The sequence below is a fragment of the Cyclobacterium jeungdonense genome (assembly GCF_010994275.1).
Taxonomy (GTDB): Bacteria; Bacteroidota; Bacteroidia; order Cytophagales; family Cyclobacteriaceae; genus Cyclobacterium; species Cyclobacterium jeungdonense.
The window spans coordinates 38027-60623 of the sequence record NZ_WMCD01000010.1 but is presented as its reverse complement, the minus strand read 5'-3'; the positions used below and the strand labels follow the sequence as shown (position 1 = coordinate 60623).

Annotated in this window: 23 protein-coding genes and 1 tRNA gene; 21 read left to right on the top strand and 3 right to left on the bottom strand. The window is 42.9% G+C overall.

Annotation, left to right across the window (positions count from 1 at the left end):
- Positions 1–34: 34 nt before the first annotated feature.
- The 16 genes from GKS34_RS18090 to GKS34_RS18015 all read left to right on the top strand — a co-directional run bounded on the left by GKS34_RS18090 (position 35) and on the right by GKS34_RS18015 (position 12455).
- Positions 35–1156 carry a glycosyltransferase gene (locus tag GKS34_RS18090; protein WP_163386394.1) on the top strand — a complete coding sequence of 374 codons (1122 nt, stop codon included), beginning with the start codon at positions 35–37 and terminating at the stop codon, positions 1154–1156.
- A gap of 43 nt (positions 1157–1199) precedes the next feature.
- Positions 1200–1451: a hypothetical protein gene (locus tag GKS34_RS18085; protein ID WP_163386393.1), complete on the top strand. Its 252-nt coding sequence runs from the start codon at positions 1200–1202 to the stop codon at positions 1449–1451.
- Between the two features lies 1 nt (position 1452).
- Positions 1453–2685, top strand: coding sequence for a PP2C family protein-serine/threonine phosphatase (locus GKS34_RS18080; RefSeq protein ID WP_163386392.1), 1233 nt, complete (start codon positions 1453–1455; stop codon positions 2683–2685).
- Positions 2672–3298 (top strand): polysaccharide deacetylase family protein, encoded by a 627-nt coding sequence (locus GKS34_RS18075; protein WP_163386391.1) that lies wholly within the window; start codon positions 2672–2674, stop codon positions 3296–3298. Before GKS34_RS18080 ends, GKS34_RS18075 begins: the two co-directional genes overlap by 14 nt.
- 1 nt (position 3299) lies before the next feature.
- On the top strand, positions 3300–4403 hold the full coding sequence (locus GKS34_RS18070; RefSeq protein ID WP_163386390.1) for a glycosyltransferase: 1104 nt from the start codon (positions 3300–3302) through the stop codon (positions 4401–4403).
- 127 nt (positions 4404–4530) lie between these two features.
- A complete protein-coding gene (locus tag GKS34_RS18065) occupies positions 4531–5313 on the top strand; it encodes a TatD family hydrolase (RefSeq protein ID WP_163386389.1) in 783 nt (260 codons plus the stop codon).
- Entirely contained in the window at positions 5303–6379 is a 1077-nt protein-coding gene (locus GKS34_RS18060) for an asparaginase (RefSeq protein ID WP_163386388.1), read from the top strand. Before GKS34_RS18065 ends, GKS34_RS18060 begins: the two co-directional genes overlap by 11 nt.
- Positions 6380–6541: 162 nt before the next feature.
- Positions 6542–6629 (top strand) — tRNA-Ser (locus GKS34_RS18055).
- Between the two features lie 304 nt (positions 6630–6933).
- Positions 6934–7752, top strand: coding sequence for a MotA/TolQ/ExbB proton channel family protein (locus GKS34_RS18050; protein ID WP_163386387.1), 819 nt, complete (start codon positions 6934–6936; stop codon positions 7750–7752).
- 55 nt (positions 7753–7807) lie between these two features.
- Positions 7808–8137 carry a hypothetical protein gene (locus GKS34_RS18045; RefSeq protein ID WP_163386386.1) on the top strand — a complete coding sequence of 110 codons (330 nt, stop codon included), beginning with the start codon at positions 7808–7810 and terminating at the stop codon, positions 8135–8137.
- 2 nt (positions 8138–8139) lie between these two features.
- Positions 8140–8778: an ExbD/TolR family protein gene (locus GKS34_RS18040; protein WP_163386385.1), complete on the top strand. Its 639-nt coding sequence runs from the start codon at positions 8140–8142 to the stop codon at positions 8776–8778.
- Between the two features lie 2 nt (positions 8779–8780).
- A complete protein-coding gene (locus GKS34_RS18035; protein WP_163386384.1) occupies positions 8781–9245 on the top strand; it encodes an ExbD/TolR family protein in 465 nt (154 codons plus the stop codon).
- A 139-nt stretch (positions 9246–9384) separates the two neighbouring features.
- Positions 9385–9711 (top strand): rhodanese-like domain-containing protein, encoded by a 327-nt coding sequence (locus GKS34_RS18030; RefSeq protein WP_163386383.1) that lies wholly within the window; start codon positions 9385–9387, stop codon positions 9709–9711.
- Positions 9712–9791: 80 nt separating this feature from the next.
- On the top strand, positions 9792–11213 hold the full coding sequence (locus tag GKS34_RS18025) for an MBL fold metallo-hydrolase (protein ID WP_163386382.1): 1422 nt from the start codon (positions 9792–9794) through the stop codon (positions 11211–11213).
- A 126-nt stretch (positions 11214–11339) separates the two neighbouring features.
- Complete coding sequence (locus GKS34_RS18020) at positions 11340–11921, top strand: YeeE/YedE family protein (protein WP_163386381.1); 582 nt, start codon at positions 11340–11342, stop codon at positions 11919–11921.
- Between the two features lie 42 nt (positions 11922–11963).
- Complete coding sequence (locus tag GKS34_RS18015) at positions 11964–12455, top strand: DUF6691 family protein (protein ID WP_163386380.1); 492 nt, start codon at positions 11964–11966, stop codon at positions 12453–12455.
- Between the two features lie 44 nt (positions 12456–12499).
- Here the strand turns inward: GKS34_RS18015 and smc are convergent, their stop codons facing one another.
- Both smc and GKS34_RS18005 read right to left on the bottom strand, forming a co-directional pair.
- Positions 12500–16060: a chromosome segregation protein SMC gene (gene smc, locus GKS34_RS18010; RefSeq protein WP_163386379.1), complete on the bottom strand. Its 3561-nt coding sequence runs from the start codon at positions 16058–16060 to the stop codon at positions 12500–12502.
- 138 nt (positions 16061–16198) lie between these two features.
- Complete coding sequence (locus GKS34_RS18005; protein WP_163386378.1) at positions 16199–16627, bottom strand: response regulator; 429 nt, start codon at positions 16625–16627, stop codon at positions 16199–16201.
- Positions 16628–17278: 651 nt separating this feature from the next.
- Between GKS34_RS18005 and GKS34_RS18000 the strand changes: the two genes are divergently transcribed.
- On the top strand, positions 17279–17749 hold the full coding sequence (locus GKS34_RS18000; protein ID WP_163386377.1) for a bactofilin family protein: 471 nt from the start codon (positions 17279–17281) through the stop codon (positions 17747–17749).
- A 37-nt stretch (positions 17750–17786) separates the two neighbouring features.
- Here GKS34_RS18000 and GKS34_RS17995 read toward each other — a convergent pair whose 3' ends face one another.
- Positions 17787–18326 carry a redoxin domain-containing protein gene (locus GKS34_RS17995; RefSeq protein WP_163386376.1) on the bottom strand — a complete coding sequence of 180 codons (540 nt, stop codon included), beginning with the start codon at positions 18324–18326 and terminating at the stop codon, positions 17787–17789.
- 353 nt (positions 18327–18679) lie between these two features.
- Here GKS34_RS17995 and GKS34_RS17990 point away from each other — a divergent pair, with 353 nt between their 5' ends.
- The 4 genes from GKS34_RS17990 to GKS34_RS17975 all read left to right on the top strand — a co-directional run bounded on the left by GKS34_RS17990 (position 18680) and on the right by GKS34_RS17975 (position 22596).
- The gene (locus GKS34_RS17990; protein ID WP_205602099.1) at positions 18680–19180 is read left to right on the top strand and encodes a hypothetical protein; all 501 of its coding nucleotides are present in this window, start codon (positions 18680–18682) and stop codon (positions 19178–19180) included.
- 60 nt (positions 19181–19240) lie between these two features.
- Positions 19241–20431: an Nramp family divalent metal transporter gene (locus GKS34_RS17985; protein WP_240459358.1), complete on the top strand. Its 1191-nt coding sequence runs from the start codon at positions 19241–19243 to the stop codon at positions 20429–20431.
- Between the two features lie 80 nt (positions 20432–20511).
- Entirely contained in the window at positions 20512–21528 is a 1017-nt protein-coding gene (locus tag GKS34_RS17980; protein WP_163386373.1) for an NAD-dependent epimerase/dehydratase family protein, read from the top strand.
- Positions 21529–21534: 6 nt separating this feature from the next.
- The gene (locus tag GKS34_RS17975; protein ID WP_163386372.1) at positions 21535–22596 is read left to right on the top strand and encodes a dihydrodipicolinate synthase family protein; all 1062 of its coding nucleotides are present in this window, start codon (positions 21535–21537) and stop codon (positions 22594–22596) included.
- The last annotated feature ends 1 nt before the right edge of the window (position 22597 follow it).

Genomic DNA, 22597 nt, shown 5'->3' with positions numbered 1-22597 from the left:
GTTGCAATTTACCACAAATCCATTAAAGCAGCACATGGTTTCATTGATAGGTACGCTATGTTTTTCCATTTTGGCGGTTTACCTGCTGGGCATGCTTTTTCTAGGTCGTTGTTGGAATGAGTTAGCCAAGTTCCGCATAAAACCAGCCAATGGACTTCCGGATTGTACGGTGCTGGTTCCCTTTCGAAATGAAGAAGGAAACCTGCGGAACTTGCTACCGAACCTTTTAATGCACCTGCCCGATCAGCTTCCCGTTGTTTTCATTGACGATCATAGCGAGGATAAGGGGCAGGAACTAATAAGAAAATTTATTGCCAGCCAGGGATTGCCGCATTGGCAGTGTGTGAAAAGTAATGGGTCTGGAAAAAAAGCGGCCTTGCAATCCGGCATTGGTCGCAGCAGCACCGGTTTGATCCTTACTACGGATGCCGACGTGCAAATTATAAGTGGGTGGGTTGAGGAAATGGCTGCTGCATTTGCCGTGCCGGAGGTTCAGATGGTGGCTGGTCCGGTCCTTTCATCATCCGCTAAGGGGATTTTTGCGCGGTTTCAACGAATCGAATGGGCAAGCATTGGATTGCTCACAGGGGTAAGCTATTATCTGAAACATCCCCTGATGTGCAGCGGTGCCAACCTGGCTTTCCGAAAAGCCGCTTTTCATGCCGTTTCCGGGTATCAAGGCAACGAACATTTGTTGACTGGAGACGATGAATTTTTGATGAAAAAATTTGTCCGTAATTTCGGATCGGAAGCAGTAAGGTACAATCCCAGTTCTGATTCATTGGTCCTGACCCATCCCCTGCCTCACACAAGGGCCTGGATTGCCCAACGCAGTCGATGGGCAAGCAAGTGGAATGCCCATAAAGAGATTGGCCATGCCATGGCCGCGGCAATTTTGGTGCTGCTGAGCCTTTGCCAGGTTTTTTCACTGGTGATCCCTTTTATTTCCTTTTCCTTTATCGGCTGGACGGTTTTATATGGTATCCTTAAATTTCTTACGGAAAGAGCAGTATTGGGAAAGGTGTTGCAGCAATTTGGGAAACCCGGAGGCAACGGGGATTATTTTGTGGCAGGTTGGATTTTTCCTTTAATGGTCCTGATTACCTTTCCTCGGGCGATTACAGGAAAATATACCTGGAAAGGAAGGAAAAACTAATCAATCCCTTATTTTTGTCATTCCACCTTACTGACGGGCTGAAATGACCGATGATGAATTTGATTTATTAGATGAGTTGTATTTTCTTCAATCCTACGAATACCTAAAAAATAAATTGGATTGGGAAGACGAGCGGCTGCTTTTTACTCTGGAGTCACTATTGAAAAAGGAATGGATAAAGTGTTATTCAGGACCCGAGGAGGAAATTTTCGCCCCCCCTTCGCTGACTATCAACGGTAAAGAACTGTATTACCTGGCCAGTAAACAAGGGCTTTTGAACCACAATACCCTCTGACATGACCATCGAAACGTTAAAATACCAACGAAAAGAATTGGAATTAAAGGCCTTATTGGAAATTACCCAGGCCATCAACGAGAACAAAACAGAAAAGGTATTGCTGAATATTTTTAAATTCACCTGCCTGGTGCACCTCAATATCAAAGCCCTGCTTTTGTACGTATTCAATGAAAAGGAACAATTTTTTGAACGTCGCATTTCACATCAGGTCAAGGGAAAATTGCCAGACCATATTCAAAAAGCCGATGTTCAGGAAAACAAAGACCTGGGAAAGCTCAGCCTGAGTCTCTCCGAGGAATATTCCTTTTCTGAAGTCAATATTTACGTTCCCGTTTATCATAAGGAAAAGATGTTGGCCATTTTATTTCTGAATACCAAAGACAAAGAAAAGGACCTGGACCTGGATTTTACGCAAGCCCTTACCAATATTTTGGTAGTGGCGCTGGAAAACAAGCGCTTTGCCAGGAAACAACTTGAACAGGAGCGTTTGCGGAAAGAAATGGAAATCGCCAGCAATGTGCAGCGCATGCTCCTCCCGTCCAGCCTTCCAAGCCATGCCAAATTAAAAGCAAAAGTCACCTACTTTCCTCACAGTACGGTGGGAGGTGATTATTATGATTTGATCCAGCCCAACGAAAATGACGTCTATTTCTGTGTGGCAGATGTTTCCGGAAAAGGAATGCCCGCCTCTCTGCTGATGTCCAATTTTCAAGCTGCATTAAGAACCTTATTAAGAAGTGGTTCCGGATTACGAACCATCGTTGAGCAATTGAATTCTACGACGTTTGAAAACACCAAAGGAGAACGTTTCATCACCTTTTTCCTGGGGCATTACCGGTACTCCGAACGAAGACTCCGTTATATCAATGCCGGGCACAACCCACCGGTATTGTGTATGAAGCAGGGTGGGAAGGTGGAAGAGTTGGAGGCCGGAACCACCATTTTAGGAGCTTTTGAGTTCCTGCCTTTTTTGGAAGAAGGTCAGCGGGACAATCTGGAGGCTTTTGTGTTGCATCTCTACACGGACGGGCTTACTGAAACTTTGAACCCTTCAGAAGAGGAATTTGGGGAAGAACGTTTTTTGAGCTTTATTGAGTCACACGATGGTATCAGTCCGGATGAATTCCACGCTGGATTTTTTTCCGAGTTGGATGCTTTTTCTGCCGGTGTTCCTAGAAGAGATGACCTTACGTTATTGAGCCTGCAATTTGATGGAAATGAGGCCCTTTAAAATACCCGACATAGTGCAGACGGTTTTCAATGATTTCACCTGGCATAAAAGCAGAAGTCAGAAATGCGTATTTTTGACGTTTGATGATGGTCCGGTGGCAGGCGTTACCGATTTTGTCCTGGAGGAATTGGAAAAACATGGGATGAAAGCCACGTTTTTTATGGTGGGGGAGAATGTTCGCAAGGCGGGTTCCCTGGCCCGGAGGGTGGGAAGGGGAGGCCATGGCATAGGCAACCACACCTTTCATCACTTAAACGGGGCAGCCACACCCAATGAAGGCTACCTTCAAGATGTGGAACGATGCGAGGAAATCATTCGTGAAACGGTTGGGGTTGGTACACGGGTTTTTAGGCCGCCTTATGGGCGAATAAGTTGCAGGCAAAAGCGAGAGCTCAAAACGTCCTATGAAATCGTTTTGTGGGATCTTATTTCATGGGATTTTTTACCTGGCATGTCCCCGGCAAAATCCCTGGACAAACTAAAGGAGAATACCCATAACGGTTCCATTGTGCTTTTTCATGATCAGCAAAAATCCAGTCAGTTTCTTAGAAACATGTTGCCACACTACCTGGATCATTTAGCCGGTTCCGGCTTCACCACTAAGACTCTTTAGTATGGTGGGACAAGCAGCGTTATTAATACTTTTTTTGGTGATGCTGCAATACCTGATTCTTTGGTTTCGGATTACAAGGAATTTTAAAGCTTACCGCAATTATCCAGCCTTTTTGCCCGCCATTAGCGTTTTACTCCCCTGTCGCAACGAAGCAAAAAACCTTCCCGCATGTCTTAGGTCATTGGAGCAGTTGCGCTATCCGGATCATAAGATAAGGTTTCTTTTGGCAGACGACCACAGCGAAGATGAAACAGGTGGAATTCTGGCAGCATGGGCGAGCCTCAAAAATAACCGGCAATTGATTTCTCTGGACAAAAGGCCAGGAGATGGGGAAAACGGCAAAGCGCTTGCCCTGGCTGCCATGGCGACCAGGGTACCGGAGGGGGAGTTGATGGTCTTAACCGATGCTGACTGTGAGGTACCGGCTGGATGGGCGGAAAACATGGCCAAAGCTTATCGGGACACCTATGGAGCGGTCACCGGAATCACCACCATCTCCGGCAAAGGGATTTTTGCCAGGATGCAGGCCCTGGATTGGTGGCTTACGCTCGGAAAAGTAAAAGTAGTATCCGACTGGGGCTGTACGCTTACGGCAATGGGCAACAATATGTGTGTTGGCAAGCAAGCCTACGAGGAGGTGGGAGGTTTTTATGAAGTAAGGAAAGAAGTAACGGAAGACCTGGCACTGGCCAGAGCCCTCTTTCGGGATGGCAAGCGTCCCATTCATTTGGTGGATAAGGAAGTTCTGGTAAAGACCTTGCCTGAGCCAAGCTTCAGCCGGCTGATGAAGCAGCGAAAACGATGGATGCGCGGAGCCTTTTTATTGCCTTGGTATTGGCAACTGCTTTTGGGGCTTCAGGTGGGGTTTTATCTTGCCTTAGTCCCTGCATTATACCATTTCCCTCTATTGGGAGCGATGGCTTGGACAGGAAAAATCCTGGCTCAGTCCCTATTTATTGGTACATTTGCAGCAAAAACCGAAACTAAAATAAAGCCAGAAGAATTAATAGGCTTTGAAATTTATAACTGGATGGTAAGCTGGTCTACCGTATTGTATTATTTTTGGCCCGGTGCTATCCAATGGAAAAAACGCAGGTATCCATGAAATCGAGCCTGCCTGCGACAGACAGGCATGACGCAATCGACACACGGAGGGATGATTATAAAGCTTGCGAGATTCCACCCCGATAAATCGGGACAAGTTCTGACCGTTGAAAAAAAAATATAAACAGATGAAATTGATTGAAACGCACGCCCACTTGTACAGCAAAAAATTTGATTCTGACCGAAAGGAGGTCATTCAAAAGGCTATGGATGCAGGCATTGCTAAATTTTTTATGCCGAATATCGACCTGGAGTCCATTCCGGGAATGCTGGAAATTGAACGGGATTTTCCGGGGGTTTGCTATTCCATGCTGGGATTGCATCCCTGTGATGTGGGGCCGGATTTTGAAGAGCAACTTTCCCAAATGGAGGAATGGTGGGAAAAGCATCCATTCTGTGCGGTAGGGGAGACGGGGATCGACCTTTATTGGGACAAGACTTATTTTGAACAACAGCAGGAATCCTTGCGAAGGCACATTCACTGGGCAAAACAAAAAAGGCTTCCGCTGGTTTTACATTGCCGGTCCTCCCTGGATGAAACCATCGAGCTGGTGGAATCCATGCACGGGGAAGGTTTGACGGGTATCTTCCATTGCTTTTCTGGCAGTCTTTCACAAGCAAGGCAGGTCGTTGATATGGGTTTTTACCTGGGGATTGGGGGCACGCTTACTTATAAAAACAGCGGCCTGGGAGAAGTAGTGGCAGCGGTAGGCTTGGATCACTTGGTGTTGGAAACGGATAGTCCCTATTTGGCGCCTGTGCCTTTCAGAGGCAAGCGAAATTCACCGGAATACATTCCCTATATTGCCGAGAAGATGGCTGAGTTTGTCCAAACCTCAGTGGAGGAAGTGGCGACAAAAACCAGTAATAACGCGATGACAGTTTTCAAACAGCCTTCCAATGAATTATAAGATTGTCCGCTTAAACACGGCAGCCAAAACGGATATTGAATATGCGGTGTTGATTATTTACACCGGCGGAACCCTGGGAATGGCCTATGATGAGCAAGGGGCGCTGGTTCCGTTTAATTTTGGAAAAATTCTGGAAAAAATACCCAATCTAAACAGCCTGAACATTAGTATCACGGTGATTTCTTTTCCAGAACCCATTGATTCATCCAATATCAACCTGCAGCATTGGGTGGATATGGCTTACATTATTTATGAAAACTACGATACCTATGACGGGTTTGTCGTTTTACATGGGACGGATACCATGGCTTATAGTGCGTCCATGCTCAGTTACATGTTAGCAGGATTAAACAAACCGGTGATTTTTACGGGGGCCCAATTACCTATCAGTGCCATGCGTTCGGATGCCAGGGAAAACCTGATGACTGCCCTGGAAATAGCGATATCCAAGGCAAATGGCAAACCGGTGGTTCCAGAGGTATGTATTTTCTTCAATCACATGTTGCTACGGGGTAACCGGGCGAAAAAAGTGCAAAGTGTGCATTTTGATGCCTTTGAATCGGAAAACTACCCGGCCCTGGCAGAATCCGGGATTGTCATTGATTACAACTATGCATCTATCCGTCCTTATGAGGAAGGTAAAAAATTGAAATACCTGAACCGGTTGGATAATAACGTCATGGTGCTCAAGCTTTTTCCAGGTATTACCAAAAATGTGGTGCAGCATTGCCTGCAGATTAATGGTTTGAAGGGTATTGTACTGGAGACCTATGGATCTGGAAACAGTCCCAGTGAGGATTGGTTTATCCAATCCATGGAGGAAGCAGTGGATAAGGGCTTATTGATTTTTAACGTTTCCCAGTGCAATGGAGGAAGGGTAATTCAGGGCAGGTATCAGACCAGCAAAGATCTCAAAAGGGTAGGAGTTTTGAGTGGAGGAGACATGACCACGGAGGCAGCGATTACGAAGATGATGTTTATTTTGGCTAATGAGAGTGACGAAACCGAAATTAAAAGAAAAATGATGACCCCACTTGCAGGCGAGATGTCAGTATTAAGTCATTGAGCAGGTTCCAATCAATGGTTTGATCGTCAATCTCATAGCGTTTATAACCAAAAAAATCCGTTTAATGGGTAATTTTTTTACATAATAAAAGGAGGCTTTTATTTGCATGGGCTGAATTTTATAATTTTATTTGTTCCTGCATGAAATTTGAATTTCCGCAATAGAGAGGTGTCCGAGCGGTCGAAGGAGCACGCCTGGAAAGCGTGTATACCCCTAAAGGGTATCGAGGGTTCGAATCCCTTCCTCTCTACATTATAAATTAGCTGCTTGGATGCACTTGTTTTCTGTTCTTTGATGATTTCGGTAGCATATTGCAAAAGAAAACGATGGATTTCCTTCTTTTAAGGAGGTGTCTTTCATTGGCAGAAACTGATTTTCAGTTTCATTCCATCAAAATAGCCTGACATACTGCTCTTTCAAGTACCGCCTGAAAGGGTTTTCTCAGAAATTATAATGGAATCATTTGCAATTTGAGCCGAAAAAATTATAACTTTAAAAACTTAATTCGAATTTAGAAACCGTTCAACCTTTAAAAGTCTATTAAAAACTACATTATGAAAAAGTTAATCGCTTTGTTCATGCTTTTCGGAATTTTATTTTCTCCGATGATCACAAAAGCACAAGAAGAAACAGAAGAATCAGAAGCTGACACTACGGAAGAGGCTGCTGCCCCTGCCCCAACTCCTGAACCCGATCCCACTCCCGTCATGACTGACGATGAAATTGTTGTAGATGACCAATCTTTTCATCAGGTAATTAAGGATAAGTTTATAGAAGGGGATCCTACCTACATGACACCGGTATTATTGTGTTTGATTTTGGGTTTGGCTGTTGCGTTGGAAAGAATCATCACGCTGAACCTGTCCACTACAAATACCAAGAAACTATTGGCGAAAGTAGAAAGTGCTTTAGAAGAGGGTGGAATTGAAGCAGCAAAAGATGTAACCAAATCCACCAGAGGACCGGTAGCTTCTATCTTTACGCAAGGATTGATGCGTTATTCGGAAGGTATTGACATGGTCGAAAAGTCCATCATTGCTTACGGATCTGTAGAAATGGGTAGACTGGAAAAAGGTCTTGTTTGGATCTCCCTGTTTATTTCTCTGGCTCCAATGCTTGGTTTCATGGGTACAGTAATTGGTATGATTGGTGCTTTTGATTCCATTGAAGCAGCTGGTGATATCTCTCCGTCTCTTGTGGCAGGTGGTATTAAAATCGCCCTTTTGACGACAGTAGCAGGTTTGATTGTGGCAATTATCCTACAGTTATTCTACAACTACTGTATAGCTAAAATCGACTCTATCGTAAACGATATGGAAGATGCATCCATCAGCTTAGTAGACATTTTGGTGAAACACAAACTGACCAGGTAATTCTGGTCTTTATTTGTGTACATTTAATTGATTATTCACTTTAGATTAAGATATAATGGATACTACTGATATATTTTTATATGCAGGGTACTTGCTGATCGTCGTTGGAGCAGTATTTGCTATACTGATGCCACTGATCAACTCCTTTGGTGATCCCAAAAGTTTGTTAAAGACAGCTATTGGTGTGATTGTCATTGCAGCCTTATTTGGCATCGCTTACTCCAGTGCTAGTGGAGACGTAGCTGCCAAGTATATGGCGGATCCTTTCAATATTACTCCGGAAGGTGCCAAGATGGTAGGCGGAGTGTTACTCACCGTTTACGCCTTGTTTATTCTGGCCATTCTGGGTATTGTCGTTACAGAACTCAATAAATTAATTAAATAATTATGGCTGGCAAGAGAGGTAGAATGAGTCAGGAGGTAAATGCAGGGTCGATGGCGGACATCGCCTTCTTGCTTCTTATCTTCTTTCTCGTAACCACAACAATCGCTTCGGATAAAGGGATTATGAATATCCTTCCACCAAAGCAAGACCCGAATCAGCCACCCCCAGAGGTGGAATTGAATGAAAGGAATATATTTAATATTCTGATTAACGCAAACGACGACCTGTTGATTGAAAATGAATTTCGGAACAATACCGATGGTTTGGCCGATGAAATCAAACAATTCATTTTGAACTTCGGAAATCCAGATGAGGATGCAGTAGCTCTGTATAATAGTTTGCCCCCTTCCCTTCGAGGGATGGCTGATCAAAGCCCGGAATCATCGGATCACCCCATGTCTGGTGGAGCGGTAATTTCGATAAAAACGAACAGAGGTACCAGCTATGAAAAGTATCTGGAGGTATTAGACTTGGTAAAGCAAGCCTATTTCGAGATATATGGAGAACGTGTAGGACTATCCGGTGAAGAGTATCGGACCTTGTCAGGTCAGACTGCCGCTGAAAAGGAACTTATAGACCGTGGAAAAGAGGGTATTCCCATGGCGATTTCCATCGCTGAACCAGATAAAATCGGAAGCTAACTATGTCAAAGTTTAAAAAGAAAACCAAAGCGGAAACCAATATTCCCACGTCAGCATTGCCTGATATCATCTTTATGTTGTTGTTTTTCTTTATGGTTACAACCGTATTGAGAGAGCAGGAAATATTGGTTGAACAGAAGATTCCGCAGGCTACCCAACTTCAGAAAATACAAAAGAAGACCTTGATTTCTTATCTGTATGTTGGACAACCAAAGAATACGTCTTTGTACGGTTCGGAACCACGAATCCAGGCTAATGATGTATTGATTAACACTACAGACATTGTGCTTTGGGTAAACCAGCAAAAAGATGCCTTATCAGAAGCTGAAAGAGACCAGATTTGGATTTCTCTCAAAGCTGATAGGGATGTGAAAATGGGACCTATTAGCGATATACAATTTGAATTAAGGGAGGCAGATGCCCGAAAATTGATGTATGCTTCTGTAGGGAAAGTTGAGAATAACTAAATTCAGGAAACCTATAAAATCAACAAAGCTACCCTTTATGGGTAGCTTTTTTTTTTGCCTTTTTTTCTACTGTGATAAATATTACTTTTTGCTGCCTGAACAACGCTTACTTTTGTTAGGTAATTTAACAAAAGAAAAAATGTTTAATTTATTTCATAAAAAAGCAAAGCAATACACAGATCTGAATGCCGAAGATTTCTATAATGGCATGAGAGAAAAGGATGCGGTCGTCATTGATGTAAGAACCGCAGGTGAGTTTTCCGGGGGAAAACTACCCGGTGCCAGGAATATGGATATGATGTCCCCCGGTTTCAATAAACAAATCCAAAATTTACCCAAAGACAAGGCTTACTATCTGTATTGTCGAAGTGGGAATCGCAGCGGTCATGCCTGTGATACCATGGCAGATTTAGGCTTTGAAAAAGTTTATAACCTGGCGGGTGGTATTATATCCTGGCCCTATTAAGCTTCTTGTGTGACCAAAGTCCTATAACTGCAGGACAAGAGGTCCTATTTTGCATCATCAGTAATTAATCCATTATTCCAATGAAGATAGAACAAATTTATACCGGTTGTCTTGCCCAGGGGGCATATTATATTGAATCCAATGGTGAAGCTGCTATTGTGGATCCACTTCGGGAAGTGCAGCCTTATATAGAGAAAGCGGAACGAAACGGAGCCCGCATAAAATACATTTTTGAAACCCATTTTCATGCTGATTTCGTTTCCGGTCACCAGGATTTATCCGCTAAGACTGGCGCAGAGATTGTATTTGGCCCCACGGAGATGCCTATGGGTTTTGATGCCATTGTTGCCAAAGATAATCAGGAATTTCAAATAGGGGGTGCCACCGTTAAAGTAATTCATACTCCGGGTCATACGATGGAAAGCTCCGTCTTTTTATTGAAAGATGAAGAAGGTAAAGAAGTAGCCCTGTTTACCGGTGACACCTTGTTTATCGGGGATGTAGGAAGACCGGATCTTGCACAAAAGGTGATCAAAGACCTTACCCAAGAAAAGCTTGCAGCTCATCTGTACGATTCCCTACGTAAAAAAATCATGCCATTGGCGGACCATCTGATCGTATATCCTGCTCACGGTGCAGGCAGTGCCTGTGGTAAAAATATGAGTAAGGAGACCAGCGACACGCTGGGAAACCAAAAGAAAACCAATTATGCCTTGCAGGCAATGAGCAAGGAGGAATTTATTAAGGAAGTACTAACCGGATTGACTCCTCCCCCGGCTTATTTTCCTCAGAATGTATTGATGAATATTCAGGGGTACGATAGTATTGATGAAGTTTTGGATAGGGGACAACAAGCATTGTCTCCGGATGCTTTTGAAGCCGCAGCTAATGAAACGGGAGCTGTAGTTCTGGATACGCGATTACCCGAGGTATTTGCCAAAGGATTTATACCAAACTCCGTAAACATTGGTATCGATGGAAGTTTTGCCGTTTGGGTAGGAACGCTGATACCGGATGTGAAACAAGAAATACTGGTTGTTGCCGATGAAGGCAGGGAAGAAGAAATAATAACACGCTTGGCCAGAGTGGGCTATGATCATGCCTTGGGATATCTTAAAGGAGGCTTTGATGCCTGGAAGGCTTCCGGTAAAGAGGTGGATAGCATTCCCACGGTGTCTGTAGATGAGTTAGCAAATCTTAAGGAGGCAAATTCAGAAATAAAGATACTGGATGTCAGAAAGGCAAGTGAACACACAAGTGAACATCTGATTGGGGCGGAAAATTTACCTTTGGATTATATCAATGACACGTTGGCCGAAATTAACAAAGAGCAAACTTATTATGTGCATTGTGCGGGAGGTTATCGGTCCATGATCTTCAATTCTGTTTTGAGGGCGCGAGGTTATGAAAACCTGGTTGATATTCAGGGCGGATTTGATGCTATTAAAGCATCGGGAAAGTTTAAAGTAAGTGAATACGTTTGCCCCACTACGTTATTGTAATCTTAATTTTGGTTGATGTGTTGGTTCATGGCAGGGAAGCCTTCCCTGCCATTTTTATAGCTAACTTCCTTCGGTAACATTGATCACCGGAAAAATGTAAAAAAATAGATTTAAAAAGAAAGAAAAATGGAACAATTGATAGAATGGATCAAGCAACCCTGGCCCTGGTATGTGGCAGGTCCCTTGATTGGATTAACCGTGCCTGCATTATTGATAATTGGCAATAAATCCTTCGGTATATCCTCCTCGCTGAGGCATGCCTGCGCTGCCTGCATACCGGCAAAAATCCCCTTTTTCCAATACGATTGGAAAAAGGAAACCTGGAATATCCTGTTTGTGGTGGGTATATTTCTTGGAGGAGTGATCGCCTCCTTGTTCCTCTCTAATCCAGAGGCAGTAGTGGTGGCAGAAAGTACTCAACGGGATTTAGCCTTATTGGGGATCACTGATTTTACAAGTCTCTTACCGGCAGATATCTTTAACTGGTCCAACTTGTTTACGCTGAAAGGGCTTTTCTTTTTTGTCATTGGAGGTTTCCTGGTTGGTTTTGGTACCCGGTATGCCGGAGGCTGTACATCCGGTCATGCCATTATGGGTATCAGTAATCTGCAGTGGCCATCCATGGTCGCAACCGTCTTCTTCATGATTGGCGGGTTCGTTATGACACACCTGATCCTTCCTTATATCATGGCTTTAGTTGGGTTTTAAAGTTAGGGCAAAGGGAATTAAAACAATTCAAAAAACGACAAAATGAAAGTAAAAGAAAATATACCACAAGCCAATCCAGTGGAATGTGAAGCCCCTAATATGGGGAAGTCCGGAGAGTCGGGATGGAAGCTATTGAGATACCTGATAGTAGGTGTTTTATTTGGGATTGTATTTGTGAAAGCGGAGGTTATTTCCTGGTTTCGAATTCAGGAAATGTTCCGTTTGCAGTCCTTTTTTATGTATGGGGTGATAGGGTCTGCCATTCTGGTAGGGCTGGTTTCCATACAACTCATCAAGAGGTTTGGTGTGAAAACACTAAGCGGTGAACCGATTAAGATTGCTGATAAGGAATTCAGGAAAGGCCAGGTAATCGGAGGGTTTATATTTGGACTTGGTTGGGCACTAACCGGTGCGTGCCCAGGACCATTGTTTGCCCAAATAGGCTTTGGCTACTCGGTGATAGTAGTAACCCTGCTCAGTGCTATAGCTGGCACCTGGGTGTATGGGAAATTTGCCGATAAATTACCTAATTGAGAGGATCTAAGCCGGGCCATTTTAGGTGGCCCGGCTTTTTCAATTTAGAGTTCTTCTCCATCCTCTTCTACCAATTCTCTTAGATCTACGGGTACTACTCTGGATACTCCCGCCTCTATCATGGTAATGCCATAAATAATATCCGTGCTGGCCATAGTCCGTTTATTGTGAGTCACAATAATGAACTGGGATTCGTTGGAAAAGGTCTGGATAATTTGATTGAATTTATCAATGTTTGCGTCATCCAAGGGCGCATCCACCTCATCAAAAATGCAGAAGGGGGCTGGTTTAAGCAGATAGATAGAGAATAGAAGCGAGGTAGCCGTAAGGGTCTTTTCCCCTCCTGAAAGCTGATTGATGGAAAGGGGTCTTTTGCCTTTAGGCTTGGCAATAATCTCAATGCTGCTTTCCAAGGGCATGTCCGGGTCGGTTAATTTTAAATCACAGTCGTCCTCTTCCGTAAAGAGCGACCGAAAGACTTTTACAAAGTTTTCTTTGATTTTCCCGAAAGCATCTAAAAATGTTTCTCTAGCTACCTGGTCGATTTCACTAATGGTGGTGATCAGGGATTCTTTGGCTTTGATCAGATCCTCTTTTTGTTCTGTGATAAATTCGTGCCTTTCCTTGATCTCATCAAAGGCCTCCATGGCCATGGGATTGATCGGACCCATTTTCTCCAACTTGCTTTTTGCCTGCTGCACTTCTTCTTTTAGTGTCGCCTCATCTCTTCCTGCAAATTCTTCACTTTCCTCGGGATCTTCCTGCATAAGCTGATCCAGGTCCAGTTCAAATTCCACATTTAGCCGTTCTTTTATCGCATTTAGTTTCAGATTGATTTCGTTGGCGGCCTGCTTGAACTCCATGATCAGTCCATCCATACGTTCTTTGTTTTGCTGAATTTCACGTATGGATTTATCGGACTGGTCTATTTCTCCTCTGAGGGCATAATAGGCCTTTTCCGCTTCACTGACGCCAGCTTCTATCTGCTCCTTTTCCGTATACATTTCAATGAGTTCATCATCCTTCACTTCATTGTTATCTATCAGGCCCCTAATCTCTTGATCGGTTTGCGTCAGTTCTTTTTGGGACTTTTCTATGCGCTCCCGGCTGCTGTCAAAAGTGCTTTGCTTAAAGCCAATCTCCTGCTCAATGTTTTGGAGTTTATTTTCATGCTGGTGAAAGCGTATGTTTTCTTCATTGTATTGGGAAGAACAACGGGAAAGTTCCTCTCCCGCTTCCAGTAAGTTTTGGTTGATTTCTTGAATTTCCTCCTCCAACGCTGAGAAGACCTGTTTTTCCGTTTGTAACCGTGGACCTAGTTCGTCTAGTTCTTCTGACAGCTCATGGATTTTTTCCTGTATATCCTCTTTTTTATTGGCATTGGAAGTAAGCATCTCAGCCAATTGCTCTTTTTTTGTTTTCACAGAAACGTATTCCTGATTCAATTCATTTACTACCGATTGTTTTTCTTCCAGTACTGATTTGAAGCTGATGGCTTTCAATTTGGAAAGATCAGCCGTTTTCTTGTCCAGGTTGGTTTTAATTTCATTGATGGTTTTTTGAAGGTTTTTGATTTCCTTTTCAAGTTTTTCCAGGTTTTTCGCCCGGCCAATTCGCTTTCCTTCAAAAAGACCTACAGAGCCTCCGGAAATCGTAAAACGCCTATCAATAAACTTTCCGCTTTCAGTAATAAAAATGGCTTCCTGTGTTTTTGGTACCTGGTGAATGTCCCCGTTAAAAATATAGACATCATCCAGAAGGTATCCTACCAATCTGGCGTACTTGCTGTCATATTCGATGATTTCAGTTGCTGGTACAGCTTCCGAAAAAAGTTTGTTTTGGGTGGGACGGAATTTTTCAAACCTCTCCAGAATAAAGAAATTGGCCTTTCCTTTTCCGGCATCACTTAATAATTTTACTGCCTCTATGGCTTCTTTTTCCTGCTCTACCACATAATAATTCATGTAGGTTTCCAGAAAATTCTCTATCGTTACCCTGTATTTTTCATCGGTCGTCAGGATGTCGGATAATAAAGGAGTGTTTTTTCCCCAGCTACTGTTTTTCTTTAGAAATTTGATGGCTTCCGGAAAGCCCTCCAGGTTATCTACCAGGGATTTGGTCAGTTGGTACTCGTTGCTTTTAGCATCTAATTTCCGATTGACCTGAGTGAGTTCCTCGCGTATAAGTTCCTGAGTTCGGGTGGTTGCCTCCAGTTTTTGCTGGTGGGCTTCTTCCTCGGCTTTTATCCGGTGCAATTCCCGCTTCTCTGCTTCTAACTGGTTCTGAATTAGTTCCAGCTTTTCCTTGAAACCGGCGAGATTCTCAACCTGGCTGCTATCGTCGGTTGCGGTTTTTTCGAGTTCCTGCTTTAGTGTGGTGAGCTGGATCTGTTTTATTTCCTGGCTTTTCGAAAGCTGATACATTTCATCCCTTTTACCAGAATAGGTGCTTTGCAGGACCCGTTGCTTTTCCTGGGTAGCGGCATGCTGGGATTTTTTGTCCTCATAAATGGCCTTGAGGTCCTGCACCTGGTGTTCCTTCTCCGCAATCAGTTTTGCTGCAATGGCCTTTTCCTGTTCCAAAGAACGAATACTGAAGCCGGCCCTTTCGTTACTCTTTTTATCCTCATCGATTTGTTCCCGCAATTCCTGAGACTTATCCTGAAGAAAGCGTAACCGCTCATTTTTAATTTTTTTATCACTTTCAAATTGCCGTATTTTGAGCACGTGCTCGTTCAGCGTCTTTTGCCTGCTACCCAACAGTTTTTCCTTAGTTACCATTTCCGTTTTCAGGTTTTCCAGGGCAGCTTCCTTCGCAGCTATGGTAGCGTTTAACTGAACTTTACGGTCACTTTCTTCTTCCAACTTTTGATTCAATTGGATGAGGCCATCTCTGTGTTGGAGGACGCCTTTTTTTGCTAAAGCGATGCTGGAAGCTTTGTAGGCTTTTTTAATCTCGAAATATCGGGCAGCCTGGCGAGCTTGTTTTTCAAGGGATTTCAGGTTTTTTTCTATTTCGTAAAGCAGGTCTTCTACCCGATCCAGATCCGCATCGGTATCCTCCAATTTACGTAAGGTTTCCTTTTTACGAGTTTTGAATTTAGATATGCCTGCAGCTTCTTCAAATAGCTCCCTTCTGGAATTGTTCTTGTCATTGAGCAATTCATCAATCATTTTCAACTCAATAATGGCATAGCTGTTGGAATTAATACCCGTATCCATGAAAAGGTTGGTAATGTCCTTTAGCCGGCAGGTCACGCCATTGAGCAGGTATTCACTATCTCCTGATCGGTAATACCTTCGGGAAATGGTGACATGGGTATATTCGGTAGGGAGCAGGTTTTTGGTATTTTCAAATGTCAACGATACCTCGGCCATGTTTAGGGGTTTCCTGTTTTTTGTACCGTTAAAAATGACATTTTCCATCTTGTCAGAGCGCAGCATACGGGTCTTTTGTTCTCCCAATACCCAACGGATGGCATCTACCACATTTGATTTACCGCAACCATTTGGACCTACGATCCCGGTAATGCCTTTATCAAAATGAATCAATACTTTGTCACCGAAACTCTTAAATCCCCTGATTTCTAATTTGGAAAGTTGCATGTAATAGGTAAGGTTATCGCTTAACAAATTTAACCTAAAGGTTCCAAATAGCAAGGAAGCCAGTGTCGGATATCAATCAAAAAGCCAGTTCAACGAGTGGTTGACTGGCTTTGATAAGTTAGTGGATTCCAGTTAGAATCAATTAATGGCACCTTTGTTTTTTGTGATGACGATGTTCTTGTCAAAAAGATTGTAAATTTCCGTAAATACCTGAGGGTATACGGGCTTTTCCAGGTAACCAATAACCTGCGGGTATTTGCCGGATTTGGCTTTGTCTTCCGGGTCGGTGGAGGAAGTGACCATTACTACCTGGATTTTGTCCTTATAGTCTTTATTTTGGAGGGTGTCCAAAAAGGACCAGCCATCCATTACTGGCATGTTGATATCCAGGAAGACCAAAATATTGTCAAATTCATCTTTTCGATTATCCAACACATCAAATGCAAGTTTACCATTTTCAGATGTATGAATCGGACCTCCAATAGGCGACGTTTTGACTATTTTGCGGATATAATGTAGCGTCAAAATATCGTCGTCCACTATTATGGTTTCAAGTTTTTCTTTCATTCGATTCCTTTTTTTTACTGATCCGGATGTCTCTTTTGCTAAATACTCCTTCTGTCTTCCGAATTTATCATTTTAAACAAGATAAACAAAATGGAAATTAAAAAAATGAGGTTAGGATTTAAATATCTAATTTATTGGGCTTATTATATGAATTTAATATTAATAAGTATTAATAAAAGTATTTTTATAATTTCTAAAAACCTTTCTTTTTCAGGAAATAGGCTTGTATTTGTATTTTGAATTTAGATTAGCTGATTTGATTAATTTGAGTGCTGGTTTTCCAAACGACTGGGTGCTGTTGGGAATAGTAGATTACCTTCTATTATTTTGCAGTTGAAGGCATGGATTTTGTGCTTGGTGTTTTCGGATGTAAATTTATGAAAAAAAATATAAAAAAAATCATAAGTTCCAAATCCCTATTTTTTTTGATCAGCAGATTCTGATTTATTTATGAACTAATATTGTGTCAAAAAAATAAGAACAAAAATATATACGGTAAATTTCACTTGAATTACGAAATATTGCTTTGTAAAGTTTTTTTTGCTCGTTCTTTTTTTTATCTCTATGTTTATACTATTGAAAGAGATACTTGTATTATTTAAATCGTCTACTTATTCAATTTACCATTAATTTTTAAAAAGAAACTTAGTCATGTGGAACGCAGAAAAAAAATCAACACAGTCTTCGATTGAGCCAAACACTACCTCATTTTTTGCTCCGGGATTCCGGATGATAGGAGACATTGAATCCAATAACGACGTTCGGGTAGAAGGGATTATTCAGGGAAACCTTATTACCAGCAAAAGGATCATTATCGGAAAGACAGGGCAGGTTATCGGTAATGTCAAAGGCTGCCATATATCTATTATGGGAGAAGTGGTAGGAGAAGTAATTGCCACTGATATTACAATTATTGGGGAAACCGGAGTGGTGCATGGTACCGTTCTGACTAACAAAATAAAAATTGACCCCGGTGCGGAAGTAGAGGCTTGTATCAAAAAACTCAAGAAGCCAATTGATGCTGAAAACAACCCAAAACATGCCGGTAAGGCTGAGGGAGGAAAAAGGAAAGAAAACATTGTAAATCAACCTGAACTGGCAAAGGTCAGCCTGGAAAATTGAAGCCGGTCGGGGGGCGTTTCCAGAAGTCGCTAAGGGATCAACTATCCCTTAGCGACTGGTTTTTCCCAAATGACTGATCGGCTAATACCAGTTTTGAGGCTTGCTCCAACATTGTCTCTAAATTTTCGCTCGCCGAATGGGAGCCATCCAGAATCATTCGCGTACAACCGTTTTTATCAAGTAAGTAAATGGGGGATTTTAGTGTGATTTTTTCCCCTAAATTCTTCTCCAGACATTCTTTGACGTTATTTTGAGGTTGGTAAAACACCGGGAAAACCAAATCCTCACTCAAATAGGAATTGAGCCAATTGAGCGATTTTAAATGTTCCTCAAAGGAGTTTCTATTGAACCCAATCAGATGGTAGTTCAGCTTTTTTAGTTTGCGTAAAGCATTAACCAATTCATTCGCTTTACTTTCACTGTCTGGAATCAGTTCGGATGGATTGGTATAAACAATGATTCGTTTATCCTGAATCAGCGATTTGAAGTGTACGTTACCATGATGGGTTTTTACGATCACATCTGGAAAAGCAATATCTGTAACTATCAAATAAGAGGTTTGTTTTTCAGTTGTCATTTTAGTGTAGGGTTTTTTAACTCTGTATGGGGGTATTATTTTGTAGTATGAATATACTAAAAATCAGTTGAAATATTACTAGGGTTTTTGACTTTCATAGGTAATACTGATTAAAATCATATACCTATCAAATCTTCATCAGCTACAGATTAGATAAAAAGCATTTTTAGTTTTAAATCGAATGCTAGTTGTCCCCGCACCTGAGTAGGGTATTACCGGAATACCTTCCGTAACATCGGTTGCCAAATGCGATCATCCCCATGGGGTATTCTTTACTTGGGATTGCTGCCCGAGAATAGTACCACAAAACCGATTTATTTTGTACATTCAACTTTCAAATGAAAGGGGAACCTATGGATTCAGGGACTATATTTTATATCATTGCCATTATCGTGTATTTTGTTTACACTTCGTTCATTCAGAAAAAGGCTGAAAAACCGAGTACAGGACAAGAAGATTCGGAAGGTAAGGCTCCTCAGAAGGGACCGTCTTTTGACGATTTGCTGAGGGAAATCCGAAACGAACAGGGGCAAAGGGAAAGAGATATGGATGCATCCCCGGAACCACAAGAGGTAGAGTTCTCTGAGAAAACCACATCAAAAAAAGCCGAGGCGGCGGAGTACCGGGCAGATAATCAAGAAGCATATAAAAACCCCTACCAGGACATCAAACAGCCTTTGGTCAAACTGGACGACCAGGTGGATATAGCAGACGATAAAAAATTACTGGGAGAAGTGGAAGATGTAGCAGACGAAAATCCTGGAACCAGCAAATATGCCCGCATGCTGAAAAACCCGGCATCTGCCAGAGATGCGGTTATTTTGACAGAAATTTTCAACAGGAGACATTTTTAATCTGAATATGCGTTTTATTCCCCCTTCTTATCAGCTACATTTCCCATTAATGCCATGTTGATGCGGTGGTTGAAATCCTTGGGACCGGGGCTGATCACAGCAGCTCTGGTATTTGGTCCTGGTAGCCTGACCATTACCTCCAAACTGGGAGCCATTTATGGTTTTCAATTGCTTTGGGTTGTTGGAATCGCCGTTGTTTTAATGATTACATTTACCGGTATGGGGGCACGAATTGGCCTTTCGTCCGATAGTTCACTAATAAGTTTATTCCGCCAAAAATGGGGAAATCTAGCTGCTTGGATTGCTGGATTGGGAATTTTCTTTGTTACGGCATCTTTTCAGGCCGGAAATACAGTAGGTGCTGGAATGGCATTGTCTGAATCCCTTGGCAGTTCAAATGCGGTTTGGATTTTGATCATTTCTTTTCTGGCTATTTCCCTGCTTTTTTTCAAATCTTTTTACCGCATTCTTGAGAAAGTGATGATTGTGATGGTGGCTATCATGGTAGTTTCATTCTTTTTTACCCTTATTTTGGCACCACCTTCTTTTGAAAATATTGTTTCTGGTTTTATACCTGCCATTCCGCAAGGGGCTTTCATTTTGGTAATAGCATTGGTCGCTTCCAGTTTTTCCATTGCGGGAGCATTTTACCAGGCTTATTTGGTGCAGGAAAAAGGATGGGAAAGAGAACAGAAAGGGGATGCCCTTCGGGAGAGTTTTATGGGTATAGTGGTACTGGGGTTAATTTCTTCGATGATCATGTTAAGTGCTGCGACGATTCTGTATCCTAAGGGCATCGGGGTCAATTCCGCTGCAGATATGGGTATGGCCCTGGAACCCGTTTATGGGAAGTTTTCCTTTATGGTTTTCATGGTAGGGTTGTTTGGTGCTTCTTTTTCATCACTTTTGGGTAATGCCACCATTGGCGGTACCTTGTTGGCAGATGCGCTATCAATGGGAAGGGACCTGAATAGTGTTCCTGTGAAAGTTTTAATCACCCTGGTTATAGTAATTGGGGCTGCTGTAGCCCTGATTTTTGGTCGCCTGCCTTTGGAATTGATCGTTTTTGCCCAGGGGATTACCATTTTTGCTGTCCCTTTTATTGGCCTTGGCATCTATCTGATCGGTAATGATGAAAAAATAATGGGCAACTTAAAAAATGGGATGGGGTCCACCATAATAGGAGCAATAGGTCTGCTGGTTTTATTGACATTGGCAGTCAGCAATGCTTACGTCCTGTTTTTTCAGTAAAAATGTTTCATTTGAGATAAAATGTTTAAAAATTGCAGCCGAAAAGGTAGTAAACCCGAAATAGCTGAACCAATGAATTCATGAAAACCATAGCAGAACTTGAAGAAAAATTAAGTAAGCCCTCTCCCGCATTGGTGAAAGATATCCAAAAAATCGATGGTGATATACTACTGTTGGGGGTGGCTGGTAAAATGGGCCCCAGTCTTGCCAGGTTGCTGTTACGAGCAATTCAGGAGGCAGGTCTCGCGAAACAAGTGATCGGCGTATCCCGATTTTCAGATGAAAGTATAAAACAGGAACTGGAAAACGAGGGTGTTCAGTGCATTAGCGCGGATCTCCTGAATGACGAGGAGCTACAGGCATTACCACTTGCAAAAAATGTGATCTACCTGGCTGGAAAAAAATTTGGTACTTCAGGTGATGCCCACACCACCTGGGCAATGAATACCTACCTGCCGGGCAGGGTTTCAGAAAAATTTAAAGAATCGCGGATGGTGGTGTTTTCAAGCGGAAATATATATCCCTTTGTGCATTACGCTTCGGGAGGTGCTACTGAAAGCACCCCACCCGAGCCCCTGGGAGAATACGCGCAGTCCTGTTTAGGCAGGGAACGGATTTTTGAATACTTTAGCCATCAATATCGGATTCCCATGCTCATTTATCGCTTGAATTATGCCATTGATATGCGATATGGAAACCTACTGGAAATTGGAAAAATGGTGCATATGGGAGAGCCCATTGATTTGAGAAGTGGCCACATGAATGTGATTTGGCAGGGAGATGCCAATGAAATAGCTATTCGTTCCCTACTCCATGTCAGCAGCCCCCCCAAGCTACTTAATGTAACGGGTCCGGAGACCGTAAGCATACGCCAGGTCGCAGAGAAATTTGGTGAACTGCTAAACAAATCGCCGGAATTTATTCATGAACCCGAGCCGATGGCCTTGCTAAGCAATGCCGCTCTTAGCCACCGCTTGTTTGGCTACCCTTCCGTTTCCCTACTGGAGATGATCGAAATGACCGCATCCTGGATACGGCAAGATGGTGCCACGTTAAACAAACCTACTCATTTTCAGGAAAGAGAAGGAAAATTTTAGATTCTTATGCATCAGTTAGACTCCCTAATAGAAAAGCAACTGCAGGAAGGCACCGTCATCCCTGCTCATCCATTGGCATTGACCGAACGCCGCAAGCTGGACGAAAGACACCAACGGGCTCTGACACGTTATTACCTGGCTTCCGGTGCCGGCGGTATGGCAGTGGGCGTACATAGTACCCAGTTTGAAATCCGCGACAAGAAATACGACCTTTTCAAACCAGTTTTGGAAATGGCCATGGAAGAAGTTAAGGCTGCGGAACTTGATAAGCCCTTTATTAAAGTGGCCGGAATCGTGGGGAACACGCAACAGGCCCTCGAAGAGGCAGCGTTAGCGAGGGACCTGGGCTACGATTTGGGTTTGCTAAGTGCGGGAGGTTTGGGCGACTGGTCAGAGAAGGACTTAATCGCCCGAGCGGAAAAAGTAGCAGAAGAAATTCCTCTCTTTGGATTTTACCTGCAGCCTTCCGCTGGCGGTAGGTTATTAAGCTATGACTTTTGGAAAGATTTTGCGCAGATTCCCAATGTGAAGGCAATAAAAATGGCTCCTTTTAATCGGTACCAAACACTGGACGTGGTGCGGGCGGTATGCGCTTCCGGAAGGCCGGACGAAATAGCCTTGTATACAGGAAACGACGATAATATCGTAGCCGATTTATTGACAGATTATACGGTTCTGGTAAACGGGCAAAAGGTAACCAAAAGAATAGTTGGTGGGTTATTAGGGCATTGGGCCGTATGGACTTCCCAGGCTGTATCCCTTCTCAAAGAAGTAAAAAGATGCCTGGAAAATGAGGGAGAAGGAATAAGTGAACTCCTTTCGTTAGGCGTGCAGATTACCGATGCCAATGCCGCCATTTTTGATCCCAAAAATCAATTTAAAGGTTGTATTTCCGGCATTCATGAAGTTTTGCGAAGGCAGGGATTGCTCTCAGGCATCTGGTGCCTGAGTGAGGAAGAACAATTGTCTCCCGGTCAACGGGAGGAGATCGACCGGATTTATGCCGATTATCCCTGGTTGCATGACGATGCATTTGTTCGGAAAAACCTAAACCGGTTTCTTACCTAGT

Coding starts and splice junctions, on each gene's coding strand:
- GKS34_RS18050 (WP_163386387.1), top strand. CDS start 6,934: ATGAAAAAGTTAATCGCTTTGTTCATGCTTTTCGGAATTTTATTTTCT.
- GKS34_RS17975 (WP_163386372.1), top strand. CDS start 21,535: ATGCATCAGTTAGACTCCCTAATAGAAAAGCAACTGCAGGAAGGCACC.
- GKS34_RS18035 (WP_163386384.1), top strand. CDS start 8,781: ATGTCAAAGTTTAAAAAGAAAACCAAAGCGGAAACCAATATTCCCACG.
- GKS34_RS18065 (WP_163386389.1), top strand. CDS start 4,531: ATGAAATTGATTGAAACGCACGCCCACTTGTACAGCAAAAAATTTGAT.
- GKS34_RS18020 (WP_163386381.1), top strand. CDS start 11,340: ATGGAACAATTGATAGAATGGATCAAGCAACCCTGGCCCTGGTATGTG.
- GKS34_RS18030 (WP_163386383.1), top strand. CDS start 9,385: ATGTTTAATTTATTTCATAAAAAAGCAAAGCAATACACAGATCTGAAT.
- GKS34_RS18005 (WP_163386378.1), bottom strand. CDS start 16,627: ATGAAAGAAAAACTTGAAACCATAATAGTGGACGACGATATTTTGACG.
- GKS34_RS18040 (WP_163386385.1), top strand. CDS start 8,140: ATGGCTGGCAAGAGAGGTAGAATGAGTCAGGAGGTAAATGCAGGGTCG.
- GKS34_RS18085 (WP_163386393.1), top strand. CDS start 1,200: ATGACCGATGATGAATTTGATTTATTAGATGAGTTGTATTTTCTTCAA.
- GKS34_RS18025 (WP_163386382.1), top strand. CDS start 9,792: ATGAAGATAGAACAAATTTATACCGGTTGTCTTGCCCAGGGGGCATAT.
- GKS34_RS17990 (WP_205602099.1), top strand. CDS start 18,680: ATGGATTCAGGGACTATATTTTATATCATTGCCATTATCGTGTATTTT.
- smc (WP_163386379.1), bottom strand. CDS start 16,060: ATGCAACTTTCCAAATTAGAAATCAGGGGATTTAAGAGTTTCGGTGAC.
- GKS34_RS18015 (WP_163386380.1), top strand. CDS start 11,964: ATGAAAGTAAAAGAAAATATACCACAAGCCAATCCAGTGGAATGTGAA.
- GKS34_RS18060 (WP_163386388.1), top strand. CDS start 5,303: ATGAATTATAAGATTGTCCGCTTAAACACGGCAGCCAAAACGGATATT.
- GKS34_RS18080 (WP_163386392.1), top strand. CDS start 1,453: ATGACCATCGAAACGTTAAAATACCAACGAAAAGAATTGGAATTAAAG.
- GKS34_RS17995 (WP_163386376.1), bottom strand. CDS start 18,326: ATGACAACTGAAAAACAAACCTCTTATTTGATAGTTACAGATATTGCT.
- GKS34_RS17985 (WP_240459358.1), top strand. CDS start 19,241: ATGCGGTGGTTGAAATCCTTGGGACCGGGGCTGATCACAGCAGCTCTG.
- GKS34_RS18075 (WP_163386391.1), top strand. CDS start 2,672: ATGAGGCCCTTTAAAATACCCGACATAGTGCAGACGGTTTTCAATGAT.
- GKS34_RS18090 (WP_163386394.1), top strand. CDS start 35: ATGGTTTCATTGATAGGTACGCTATGTTTTTCCATTTTGGCGGTTTAC.
- GKS34_RS17980 (WP_163386373.1), top strand. CDS start 20,512: ATGAAAACCATAGCAGAACTTGAAGAAAAATTAAGTAAGCCCTCTCCC.
- GKS34_RS18070 (WP_163386390.1), top strand. CDS start 3,300: ATGGTGGGACAAGCAGCGTTATTAATACTTTTTTTGGTGATGCTGCAA.
- GKS34_RS18000 (WP_163386377.1), top strand. CDS start 17,279: ATGTGGAACGCAGAAAAAAAATCAACACAGTCTTCGATTGAGCCAAAC.
- GKS34_RS18045 (WP_163386386.1), top strand. CDS start 7,808: ATGGATACTACTGATATATTTTTATATGCAGGGTACTTGCTGATCGTC.